The sequence below is a fragment of the Prevotella heparinolytica genome (genome assembly GCF_002998535.1).
Lineage (GTDB): Bacteria > Bacteroidota > Bacteroidia > Bacteroidales > Bacteroidaceae > Bacteroides > Bacteroides heparinolyticus.
In genome coordinates, this window is sequence record NZ_CP027234.1 from 74,790 (window position 1) to 87,365 (window position 12,576).

Genomic DNA, 12,576 nt, shown 5'->3' on the forward strand with positions numbered 1-12,576 from the left:
GTGACTATGAAGATTTTTCAATTTTTGTCTGTGTTTTTAGGAGGATTATTCCCCTGTATGATGTATGCCGCTATAATGGAAGACATTCGTTTTTCCCACATCGGCTTGGAGGATGGATTATCGCACAGTACGGTTTTTGCGATTAATCAGGATAAAGAGGGGAATTTATGGTTTGCAACCTATGATGGCGTGAACAAGTATGATGGTTATAATTTTACTGTATATCGTCACCAATATACAGATTCTAACAGCATAGCCAGTGATATTTCCCGTTGCATTACGGTGGATGACTCCAACCGGGTATGGGTAGGTACGCGCGAGGGTTTGTCTTTGTATAATCGCCATAAAGATGCTTTTTCTAATTATTATTATAAGAAAGACGGAATAAATGTAGCTGTAAACAGCATCGTTGCAATAAAAAAGGACTGGTTGATGTTGGGTACGGCAGAAGGTATTTTGCTTTTTGATGTAAAGGAGGAGCGTTTTTTCAATGATACGTTGTCTTCTGTTTTGCATGGACTGAAACCTACGGCTTTAGTACGGCAGGATGATAATGTCTACATAGGTGCGGAAAGCGGAGTGTATGTTTATGCTTTATCAAGCGCCACTTTGGAAAAATTGGTAGATATACCTGCTGGTGTGAAAGTGCATGCTATTTTGTGTCAAATGTTTAATAAACTTTGGTTGGCAACCGAGGGAGACGGATTGTATTTGTATGATATGAAATCCGGTGAGTTGAAGAACTATCGTTATGCAAGCGGTAAATCCGGATTGAATTCGGATTATGTGCGCTCTTTGGCATTGGACACGGAGAACCGGCTGTGGGTAGGTACGTATGGAGGACTGAATATTTATAAAGAAGGAACGGATAGCTTCTTGTCTATCAGAAGTTCGGAAATACAAGAGGGAAGCCTTTCCCAGAATTCTGTCCGGAGTATCTTCAGAGATTTGCAAGGCGGCATGTGGTTGGGTACTTATTGGGGAGGATTGAATTATTACCATCCTTTATGCAATCGGTTTCAACGTATCAAACATGTTCCGTTCTTGAATTCGCTTAGCAATAATGTCGTCAGTTGCATTGTGGAAGATAGCAAGCACAATCTATGGATTGGAACGAGCGACGGAGGTTTGGACTACTATGACAATGTGTCGCGGCAATACAGGAATTATTTGTTCAACTCAGATAATCTGGATATACCTTTAAAAGACATTAAAACAGTATATGTAGATGAAGCGCAAGATAAAGTCTATGTAGGAGCTCATGCCGGAGGAATGATGGCGCTACATCGGAAATCCGGTTATGTGGAGTATTATAATCGTCAGAACAGCAATTTGCCGAGTAATAATATTTACTCTATCATTTCGGACGGGCATAGAGGCCTTTGGGTTGCATCGTTGGAATATTTGCTGCATTTTGATATAGAAAAGCGTCGGTTCACGATTGTCGAGAAAGATGAAAAAGGGCATAAACTACAACAATACAACCGATTGTTGTTTCGTGATTCTAAGAAACGTATATGGGCCGGAGGAGAAATGGGCATTTCCGTCTTTAACCAGATCGGCGCCTCTTTGCTTGCCAACACTGAATTTCGTATGGACTCCATGTTGAGGCAAGCATTTGTGAATTGTTTTTACGAATCTTCTTCCGGATATATGTGGATAGGTACACGCAATGGGTTGTTTGCTTTGAAAGAGGGTGAATCCAAAACAATTCAATATACTACGGCAAGCGGCTTGCCGAGCAATGTTATTTATGGGATTCTGGAAGATGCATACGGACGCTTGTGGATAAGTACCAATCAAGGGTTGAGTTGTCTGAATCCGGAGAGTGGAAAGTTCCGTAACTTTACGATTCTGGACGGATTGCAAAGCAATCAGTTCAATGCCGGTTCTTATTGTCGCAAGATTAATGGAGACATTTTGTTTGGAGGAGTAAACGGTATCACCTCTTTTCGTCCTGAAACATTGATTGATAATCCGTATGCACCTAAACCTGTTATTAATAAATTGTTTATTTACAATAAGGAAGTATTGCCCAATGATGAAACCGGTATATTGAAAGAAAGTGTTGCGTATGTAAATCATATAACCTTGTCTTCTTCCCAAAATTCTTTCGCTATTTCGTTTGTCGTCTCTAATTATATTGCGGGCAAACATAATACGTTTGCTTATAAATTGGAGGGATATAATGATGTATGGTATGAGCAAAATGACATAAGTCCGGTTTCATATTCCAATTTGCCCGCGGGGGATTATACTTTTTATGTAAAGGCTGCGAATAATGATGGTAAGTGGAACGATGACCCCACTATACTTCATATTCGGATTCTGCCTGTCTGGTATCGTACTTGGTGGGCGCTTTCTTTATTCACTCTTTCGGCGGTTCTGTTCATATTTGGTATAGTACGTTTCTTTTGGTTGCGTAAGAGCATGCAGGCCGAGATACGGATGGAAAGATTGGATAAAGAGAAGCAGGAGGAAATCAATCAGATGAAGATTCGTTTTTATGTTAACATTTCGCATGAACTGCGAACACCGTTGACGTTGATTATTGCTCCTTTGCAGGAATTGCTCAACCGTATCAGCGGGCATTGGGAGCATGAGCAACTATTGTATATACAGCGAAACACGAGCCGTTTGTTGCATTTGGTCAATCAACTGATGGATTTCAGGCGGGCCGAGTTGGGTATCTTTGAACTTAGAGTCGTATATTCTAATGCGTATAAACGGGTGTTGAATAGTTTTTTGAATTATGAGAGCTTGGCCAAGAGAAAAGATATTGACTATAATTTCTATACGGAACTACAAGACGAGAATGTCCTTTTCGATGAGAATTATCTGGATTTGATTGTGAATAACCTGCTTTCGAATGCTTTTAAGTATACAGAAGTGGGTGAGAGCATTACGGTGAAGTTATATATAGAGAACGATGACCTTGTGTTGCAAGTTGCCGATACGGGGATTGGTATTCCGGCAGAGAAACAAAAAAAGGTTTTTGAACGCTTCTACCAGCTTGAAAATGGTCGTGAGGGGAGTGGGATAGGGCTTTCTCTGGTGCATAGGCTGGTTGAATTGCATCATGGTCGGATTGCACTGCAAAGTGAAGTCGGAAAGGGTTCTGTCTTCTCTATTTATTTGCCTCAGAGCAAGTCTGTGTATGCGCAGGAAGAGTTGCTTGATGGAAGTGAGGATATAAGGAAGCAACGCGTCTATTCCACCAATGCCCATGATGTATATATAGGTGACGAGGAGAAGTCGGATGAAGAGAATGTTACGGATGTTGAAGGGGGGAAGCGAGGAACAATCCTGATTGTGGAAGATAATAAGGAATTGAGGAAATATCTGGTCAACAGCATGGTCGACTTATTCAATCTGCTGGAGGCGGAGAATGGGCAAAAGGCAGTGGAACTCCTGAAGGAACAAGAAGTGGATTTGATTATTACGGATGTTATGATGCCTGTAATGGATGGGGTTAAATTGTGTAAGTGGGTGAAACAGAACTTGCGCACTTGCCACATCCCTGTTTACATGCTGTCGGCAAAAGCGGATGTAAAATACCAGTTGGAAGGTTTGCATGTTGGAGCCGATGATTATATAGCCAAACCTTTTTCTCTTGAAATCTTGAGGGCTAAGATACTGAATGCGCTACGTACGCGTTACCGTATTTTCGAACGCTATTCCAATACGACGGAAGTAGAACCGGAAAAACTTACGAATAACACGATGGATGAAGAGCTGTTGCGAAAAGCCATTGCCATTGTTGAAAAAAACATGGATAATGTAGAGTTCTCCACGGAGCAGTTTGCGCGTGAGATGAATATGAGCCGCTCGAATTTGCATTTGAAACTTAAAGCCATAACCGGGAAATCTGCTATCGACTTTATTCACAAGATACGGTTTAATCGGGCTTGCCAGTTGTTGAAGGAAGGGAAGTATTCTGTTTCGGAAATAAGCTTTATGGTAGGGTATAATACACCTTCCTATTTTGCGGCTCGTTTTAAGAAGTATATAGGTTGCCTGCCTACGGAGTATGGAAAGAAGTGACATGGGGTGTATATGAGAAATTTTATTGCTTTATTGGGGGTTGCGGGTTTGTTCTTATCAGTTGCATGCAGGCAAGCGGATTTGTATAAGCCCGCCATATATGAGGAGAAAACTACTGTTCGGTTCGAGGATAAGGCTGTCCGGCTTTTCAGATTGGTAAATAAGAATGGAATGTGTGTCAAGGTGATGAACTATGCGGCTTCTTTGACTGATGTTGTTGTCCCTGACAGACAAGGAAACTTTGAACATGTAGTGTTGGGGTTTGATAGTGTGGAGCATTATTTAGGGAAGCATCCTAAATTCGGAGCTACGGTAGGACGATTTGCCAATAGAATCAGGAATGCGGAATTTAAGTTGCAGGGGCAAGTGTATCATCTGGAAAAGAACAATAGAGGGTATTCCATTCATGGGGGTACAAAGGGATTCTATCGGCAAGTCTTTGAGACGGATACGTTTTATACGGTGAAAGACACGGCCATCGTTGTATTCAAGTATAGAAGCGTTCATCTGGAAGGAGGATTCCCCGGAAATTTGGAACTTTCAATAGCTTATAAGTTGACCAACCGGAATGAGATTGTGTTAGAGTATACGGCTACTACGGACAAGCCTACCGTAATAAATCTTACGAACCATAGCTATTTTAATCTGGCCGGATGCAAGGAGGCCGTATCGAATCATATTTATATGATAAAGGCCGATACCATAACTCCGGTAGATTCCATGGGGATTCCCACAGGAGAGTTGGTTGCGGTGGCGGGGACGGCGTATGATTATACTTCTCCGAAACCGGCAAAGATGCGTATGGAGGAAGAAGGAAAAGGGTATGATGTCAATTATAAATTGAGTAAGTTGCCCGGTGTGCTTGAATTGGCTGCTGTGGTAGTCGAACCCATATCGGGGCGGGTATTGAAAGCATATACCACCGAACCGGGCATGCAATTTTATATTCCGGATTCGAATATGGATTATCTGGCCGGTCACGGCGGACGGATTTATGGAAAATATTACGGGTTTTGCCTTGAGATGCAGCATTTCCCTGATTCTCCCAATATTCCCCACTTCCCGACAACCAGCCTTCTGCCGGGCGAGGTTTACAGGCAGGTCACCGTTTATAAATTTGAAACAACATCCGAATAATATATTAATTTACTAAAAACGAATTGATTATGAAGCGAAGTACATGGAGAAAGTGTGTATGTATGATTGGATTTTCTCTGTTTGTTATTACAAATTTAAATGCCGTATGTATGGATAAATACAAAACGCCGGATGGTCCGGTGAAGAAAACAAGAAGTGCTACTTTTATTTACGAGAACGATAAAGAATGGGAACCTGCCGGTGAAGGCGTGACCAGACAGATTATGGGTTATGACGGGCAGGTGATGTTGGTTAAGGTTAAGTTTGAAAAGGGAGCCATAGGAACTCCTCATTCTCATTATCACATTCAAACGACCTATGTAGTAAGCGGTAAGTTCGAATTCACAGTGGGCGACGAGAAGAAAATTGTAGAGGCCGGAGATGGCATTTACATCGAACCGGACGTTTTGCATGGCTGCGTCTGTTTGGAGCCGGGAATTCTTGTCGATTGTTTTGCTCCGATGCGGGCAGACTTCTTAAAATAGGAGTTCGTATTGAAAAAATCACACCAATTTCCTTTCTTCTAAAAGCCTTGAATGGTTAATGAAAAAGACAGGAAAGATAGGTCGTATATTGAAGGTACATCAGTCCTATACTGATGTAGGATCAGTCGTATACTGAAGGCACATCAGTCGTATACTGATCCTACCCCCTCTCAGAAGGTGTTCTGGCAGGGGATTTGGATTTTCGTCCTTTTTGTCAGATGAATTTTAGAGAAAGGTAATTGATATTTACATTGTCGGCATCCTCCTCCTGCCTTGTCATGAAATCAAACAGGGTTTTACACAAAAATATCATATAATGAACAATATTCGCATGGAAAAAGAGTAAAAGTGAGAGAAACAAGAACGATACTTCCACTCTTTTTAGGGCAGTTGTTGTATGTTTGCCCCACAAAAAAATTCTAAAGTTAAACCTTAGATTAATTTATTATGTACAAATTAAAAGAATTGTTTTTAATGTTTATCCTCACTTTCGTCAGTCTGGCAACTTATGCACAGAGCCTTACTGTTACAGGTAAGGTGATTGACAGTGAAGGATATGAGGTGATTGGGGGTAGTGTTACTATTAAAGGTGCCGCCGGTATAGGTACTGTCACCGATATTAATGGTAACTATGCCTTGAAAGTGAATGATGCTTCGAAAGATGTATTGGTCTTTTCGTATGTGGGAATGACTACACAAGAAGTGAAAGTCAATGGACAAAAAACTATTAATGTGACGTTGAAGGCGGATGCCGTGATGCTGGACGAGGTTGTCGCTATCGGTTATGCAACCGTGAAACGTAAAGACCTGACGGGGTCGGTTGCTTCAGTAGGCAGCCAAGAACTCTCTAAAGTACCTGTAAGCGACGTCACCCAAGCCTTGTCCGGACGTATGGCGGGTGTGATGGTGCAGCAAAGCGAAGGTGCTCCCGGAGCATCCATCTCCGTTCGCGTGCGTGGCGGTATCTCAATTACTCAAAGTAATGAACCTCTGTATATTATCGACGGCTTCCCCAGTGAAGACGGTATGTCGTCTCTCGACCCTGCCGAAATCGAAACGATTGACGTCTTGAAAGATGCCTCGGCCACTGCTATTTATGGTGCACGCGGTGCCAACGGCGTTGTGGTAATTACGACCAAAAACGGCAGCAAGTCAGGTGGCAAGGCCACTGTTACGTTCGACAGCTATGTGGGTATTAAGAAGATTGCAAAGACATTGGATGTCCTTTCGCCTTATGATTTTGTGAAGTTGGATTATGAACGCACTCTGTGGCGGATGGGTACGGGAGATGCTGGTGCCGAGGCTTTGAGTACATGGGAAAGCAGATATGGCAAATATAGTGAGCTTGCCTCCAATTATGCAGGGCGTAAAGGCATTAACTGGCAAGATGAAACTTTGGGGCGCGATGCCTTTACTCAAAATTATCGTGTGGCTGTATCCGGAAAAACGGATAAGTTGAATTATAGTTTGGCCTATGCCTATTATGACGAAGAAGGCGCCATGGTGTATAGTGGTAGTAAAAAGCACAATATCTCGTTCAACATGAGCCATGACCTGAACAGTTGGTTGAGCATTAACTCCCGTATCAGTTACGACCAGATGCGTGTGGAAGGTATGGGAACTTCGGAAGGGGGCGACCGTTTCAATAAAATGCAGCATATTCTCCAATATCGTCCTACTATCGGAATTAAAGGTATGGATTCCGACTTGTTGGGTACGGAAGATCCCTTGTTTGCAGATGACAGCGGCAATGTCATGCAGAATCCGTTGATTTCTGCTGCCGAAGAAACCAACAAAAGAGAATGGCGTACTTTTCAGGCCAATGCCGGCGCAACTGTCAAGTTGCTGAAAGGTTTGTCGTTCCGCAGCACAGTAGGTATGCGCTATCAAACCCGTCGTAACGATGTGTTTTATGGCGACCAATCTCAAACAGCCAAACGTTCCAGTATTTACGGAAATATCACAAACCTCGAAGGCAACAGCTTTCAGACCTCTAACGTGTTGACGTATAGATGGAAAAACAAAAAACATGATGTGACTGCCATCGTTGGACATGAATATGTGACGAAGTGGACACGTAGCTTTTCAGCAGGTGCCACGCAGTTTCCGAACGATGAAATCGGACTGGCCGACTTGTCTTTAGGAGTGCCGAGCACCCCCTCGTCCAATGAGAATTACGATGATAAACTCCTTTCTTTCTTTGGTCGTGTAAATTATACCTTAATGGATAAATATCTTTTCACGGCTTCTTTGCGTGCAGACGGTTCGTCTAAATTCGGAAAGAACAATAAATGGGGCTATTTCCCCTCTTTCTCTGCCGCATGGCGTTTAAGTGAAGAAGAGTTTATCAAGGATTTGGCTGTTTTTTCCGATCTGAAGCTTAGGGTTGGTTATGGTCTTGCCGGTAATAACCGCATAGGCAGTTATCAGAGTCTGGCTATCATGAGTTCGGTCACTGCTGCTAATGGCAATGGGGCACAAGCCGGTTATGCTTCCAAACAAGTGCCCAACCCCGATTTGAAGTGGGAGGCGAATAAGACTTTCAACTTGGGTTTGGATTTTGGTTTCTTCAATCAGCGCATAACGTTCTCTCCTGAATTCTACATTAACCGCAGTACCAATTTGCTGCTTAATGCCAAATTGCCCTACTCTTCCGGCTATCAAAATATGATGATTAATGCAGGCGAAACAGAGAATATGGGTATTGACTTGACCATTAATACAGTGAATATTGCCGGCAAGAATTTCACTTGGAATACTTCTGTTACTTTCTCCCATAACAAGAATAAAGTGAATAAGCTGACTGGCGAAAAGGTACAGTTATACTTGGCGAAATTCGGCTATGATGGTGCCGGTGCTTCTCATCAGATCGGAGTAGACCAACCATTGGGACAGTTTTATGGTTATGTAACCGAGGGCCTTTACCAAGTAAGCGATTTTAATTATGATGCTTCAACCAAGACCTATACACTGAAAGATGGCGTTCCCTATCATGGCGACAAGAAGAATGTGAAGCCCGGATATTGGAAGTTCAGGAATGTGGATGGAAGCGACGATAATTTAATCACAGAAAGCGACAAGACCGTTATAGGTAATTCTTTCCCGGATTTTTATGGAGGTATCAACAATAGTTTTTCTTGGAAGAATCTTGATTTGAGCGTCTTTCTGACCTATAGCTACGGCGCCGAGGTGTTGAACGCGACAAAACTGACGAATACCAAAACCGCTCTGACCAATAAGAATGTTTTGACAATAGCCAATGAGGCCGACCGTTGGGTGACAGTGAACAATAATGGCGAATTGATAACGTCTCCTGACGAACTGGCCGCCATGAACCAAGGCAAGACGGTGGCTCATTTTGGTGATAATGGTTTGAATAATGCCTATATCCATTCTTGGGCGGTAGAAGATGCTTCTTTCCTGAAGTTAAGCAATATCACTGTTGGTTATACATTTCCCAAGCGGATTATCAATAAGATGGGTTTGACCAAGTTGCGCTTGTATGCCACAGGCAATAATTTGTTGACATGGACTCCTTATACGGGTTTTGATCCGGAAGTCTCTACTATGGGAAGTTCGTTGACACCGGGTGTCGACTTTGGTGCTTATCCCAAAAGCCGTTCGTTCGTATTTGGCGTAAATGTTGCATTCTAATTTCAGATATAAAAAGGGAACACAATGAAAAATAAAATTATATATGCGCTTGGCGCACTGATGCTTGTAGGATATACTTCGTGTGACTTGACAGAGAAACCTACTTCGTTCTATGAAAAAGATTCCTACTTCGTGACGGAAGACAAAGCCAGAATGGCTGTTGTCGGGATATACGATTGTATTGAAACTCAAAAATATTACGGGCAGAATATCATGCCGTTCTTCGGTTCGGATGATATGTTTATGGTGAGAGGTGTCGGTTCTGATGGAACCCGTCGCGATATATCTCATTATAAGTACAATTCGGCCAATACATGGATTGCTTCTATCTGGCAATATGCCTATCAGGGCATAGACCGGGCCAATGTGGCGATTACTTGTATCGAAGGCATGCCGGGGTATGCTGAAAAAGAAAGTTTGCAGGAGTTGGTTGCTCAGGCAAAGTTCCTTCGCGCCTTCCTTGCTTTTGATTTGGTCAAGTTTTTTGGCGACGTGCCATTTAGCACGGAATATACTAATGGCTATGAGAATACGACTAAGCCTCGTGTTGAACGTGAGCAAATATACGACCGGATGGTTGAAGATTTGAATTTTGCAAAAGAACATTTGAAACCGGGCAGCGAGGTAGCTTCTTCCGAAGTGCCTTGCCGTGGTGCGGCACGTGCCTTGTTGATGCGTGTTTATCTGCAGAGAGCCGGTTATAGTCTGAATCGTGCGTCTCGTAAACTCACCCGTCCGGCTGATTCTGACCGTAAGTCCTATTTTGAGGCCGTTATAAAAGAATGGGAAGCTCTGAAAGCCGAAGGGTATCACGGTTTTTATGCCGGCGGCTATGAACAACTGTTTATGAATTATTCCCGGTTGGTATTGAACAATCAGGAAACTCTTTGGGAAATAGCCTTTGAACCCAATCAGGGTGAGACTGACAATGCGGGAATGTGGGCCACTTACAACGGACCGCTGGTAGATGCACCGGGTAGTTACTCCGGCACAAGCAACTATATAGGACGTGCCAATGCCTTCTTCTCGGTTTTGCCTTATTGGAAGTCTTTCTATGAGTCGAATGCAGACGGTAGTGCGAAAGACTTGCGTCGTGATGTGAACTTTGTGGATTATGCTATTAAATGGAATAAAAAAACAGAAACGCAGGAAAAATCATATACCTGCAATGAAATAGCCAAAAGTCTATATAGGTATCCGGGCAAATGGCGCAGAGAGTGGATGGCTTTGGGATTTGTCGACCCGAACAATACCGGTGTCAATTATTCTCCATTACGTTATGCCGATGCCGTTTTAATGGCTGCCGAGGCTTATAACGAAACGGGCAATACCTCCGAAGCTTGGAAACTATTGAATGATGTACGTGTTCGTGCCGGCGCCACTCCGATAATTTCCGCAAACTATTCAAGTTTGATGAAAGCCCCTAAAGTATATGATTTATCCTTTATTGCAGATGATGACGATGCCGGAAAGTTTCGTACGGCTCTTTATTGGGAGCGTGCTTTTGAGTTGTGTTATGAAGGCCAGCGCAAGTACGACCTGCTTCGCTGGGGCATTTTAGAAGAAGCCTTGAAAGCAGCACAAACTTATATGGAGTCTTGGTATCCGGGCGCTGACGAACATATCAATAAGGCAACTTTAAAGAGTTGGAATCCGAAGGCTTGGGCAGAAAGCAATTATGTGGCAGGCCATACCTTTATTGCAGGAAAGCATGAACTGTTTCCCATTCCATTGGTTGAAATCCAGTCTAATGCGGCTTTGAACGGTGAGAATAATCCCGGATACGAATAACTCCTCGGTTGTCCGGGAGTGAATGATATACTTTCGAAAAAAGAAGAAATTTGTTAATGGAGAGGCTGTGAAATGAGACTGATAGTCTCTCCATTATTGTATGCACAGATGGTATTTTATACATAAATAGAGCATACGAGGAAAATGATAACTTATAAAATATTTTTTATGAAGAAATTTGTGTTGTTTTGTTGCACGGTGGTTGCATTGCAAGGACTTTTTGGCTGCTCATCCGGTCAGACTAAGGACGGCTACGGTTGGTTGAAGAATGCAATAGACACATCAGTGAAACAATTGGAGGAGACAGTTGCAGATGTGGGAGATTCTATTTTGTTACCTCGTTCTATTTGGACGGGATATGATATGGACTTTCTTTGCAGCCAATTACAAAGAGACCCGGCGACTTTTAAGGACTCTTTGAGAGTAAAGCCCGTAAAAGAAGCCTTGGGAACCCGACGCTATTGTGCCTCCATATATGATTGGACAAGCGGATTCTTTCCGGGAAGTTTATGGTATGCGTATCTGTTGACGAATAATGAAGAACTGAAAACAGATGCTGTGAAATATACAAACTATCTGTATCCGGTTCGCGAGTATAAAGGTACACATGACATCGGTTTTATGATGAATTGCAGTTTTGGAAATGCCTATCGTATATCCCCTTCAGATAGCGTCCGTCAGGCATTGATACAAACCGCAGATAATTTGTGCGGACGTTTTGATTCCAATATCGGTTGCATTCGTTCGTGGGATTTCGGGAAGTGGAATTTTCCTGTGATTATCGACAACATGATGAATCTGGATTTGCTGTTTTATGTAAGCCATCTTACCAACGATTCAAAATACAAAGAAATAGCTCTGAGACATGCTGAGACAACTTTAAAAAATCATTTCAGAGATGACCAATCATCCTACCACGTAGTAAGTTATAATAATGACGGTACTGTTGAACTGAAGTGTACGCATCAGGGAAAGAATGATGATTCGTCGTGGGCGCGTGGACAGGCTTGGGCAGTATATGGATATACTTCCTGCTATCGTGAGTCGAGGGATACCGTTTTCTTGAAGCAGGCTGAAAATATAGCGGCACTCATTATGGCACGTGTAAAGACGAATGACGATATTCCTTTGTGGGATTATGATGCACCCGATAGGCCTGATACACCCAGAGATGCTTCTGCGGCTTCTATTACAGCTTCTGCTTTGATAGAACTCGGCACATTGGCAAAGGACGGGCAAATCTATCTTGATTACGCAGAGAAATTGTTGAAATCTCTTTCTTCGGATGCTTATTTGGCGAAGACGGGCACTAATCAAGGGTTTATATTAATGCATTCCACGGGTTCGCTTCCTAACGGCTCAGAGATTGACACTCCTCTGAATTATGCCGATTATTATTATCTGGAAGCATTATACCGTTATATGCAAGTAAAGGGGCTTACATATAAATCGCTTTAATTTAATT

The 12,576-nt window shown here is 42.7% G+C and carries 6 protein-coding genes; all 6 read left to right on the plus strand.

The features are described from left to right. The first annotated feature begins 6 nt into the window (after nt 1–6). On the plus strand, nt 7–4,044 hold the full coding sequence (locus C3V43_RS00320; RefSeq protein ID WP_106068115.1) for a two-component regulator propeller domain-containing protein: 4,038 nt from the start codon (nt 7–9) through the stop codon (nt 4,042–4,044). A gap of 12 nt (nt 4,045–4,056) precedes the next feature. Beyond that, nucleotides 4,057–5,181: an aldose epimerase family protein gene (locus C3V43_RS00325; protein ID WP_106070373.1), complete on the plus strand. Its 1,125-nt coding sequence runs from the start codon at nt 4,057–4,059 to the stop codon at nt 5,179–5,181. Nucleotides 5,182–5,210: 29 nt separating this feature from the next. After that, the gene (locus C3V43_RS00330) at nt 5,211–5,666 is read left to right on the plus strand and encodes a cupin domain-containing protein (protein WP_174704377.1); all 456 of its coding nucleotides are present in this window, start codon (nt 5,211–5,213) and stop codon (nt 5,664–5,666) included. A 447-nt stretch (nt 5,667–6,113) separates the two neighbouring features. Beyond that, entirely contained in the window at nt 6,114–9,320 is a 3,207-nt protein-coding gene (locus tag C3V43_RS00335; RefSeq protein WP_106068116.1) for a SusC/RagA family TonB-linked outer membrane protein, read from the plus strand. A 24-nt stretch (nt 9,321–9,344) separates the two neighbouring features. Next, complete coding sequence (locus C3V43_RS00340) at nt 9,345–11,111, plus strand: RagB/SusD family nutrient uptake outer membrane protein (protein WP_106068117.1); 1,767 nt, start codon at nt 9,345–9,347, stop codon at nt 11,109–11,111. Nucleotides 11,112–11,279: 168 nt separating this feature from the next. Further along, a complete protein-coding gene (locus tag C3V43_RS00345) occupies nt 11,280–12,569 on the plus strand; it encodes a DUF4995 domain-containing protein (protein WP_106070375.1) in 1,290 nt (429 codons plus the stop codon). Nucleotides 12,570–12,576: the final 7 nt, after the last annotated feature.

Excerpts from the sequence above, each read along its gene's own strand:
- C3V43_RS00345 (WP_106070375.1), top strand. The coding sequence starts at position 11,280 with ATGAAGAAATTTGTGTTGTTTTGTTGCACGGTGGTTGCATTGCAAGGA.
- C3V43_RS00325 (WP_106070373.1), top strand. The coding sequence starts at position 4,057 with ATGAGAAATTTTATTGCTTTATTGGGGGTTGCGGGTTTGTTCTTATCA.
- C3V43_RS00335 (WP_106068116.1), top strand. The coding sequence starts at position 6,114 with ATGTACAAATTAAAAGAATTGTTTTTAATGTTTATCCTCACTTTCGTC.
- C3V43_RS00330 (WP_174704377.1), top strand. The coding sequence starts at position 5,211 with ATGAAGCGAAGTACATGGAGAAAGTGTGTATGTATGATTGGATTTTCT.
- C3V43_RS00340 (WP_106068117.1), top strand. The coding sequence starts at position 9,345 with ATGAAAAATAAAATTATATATGCGCTTGGCGCACTGATGCTTGTAGGA.
- C3V43_RS00320 (WP_106068115.1), top strand. The coding sequence starts at position 7 with ATGAAGATTTTTCAATTTTTGTCTGTGTTTTTAGGAGGATTATTCCCC.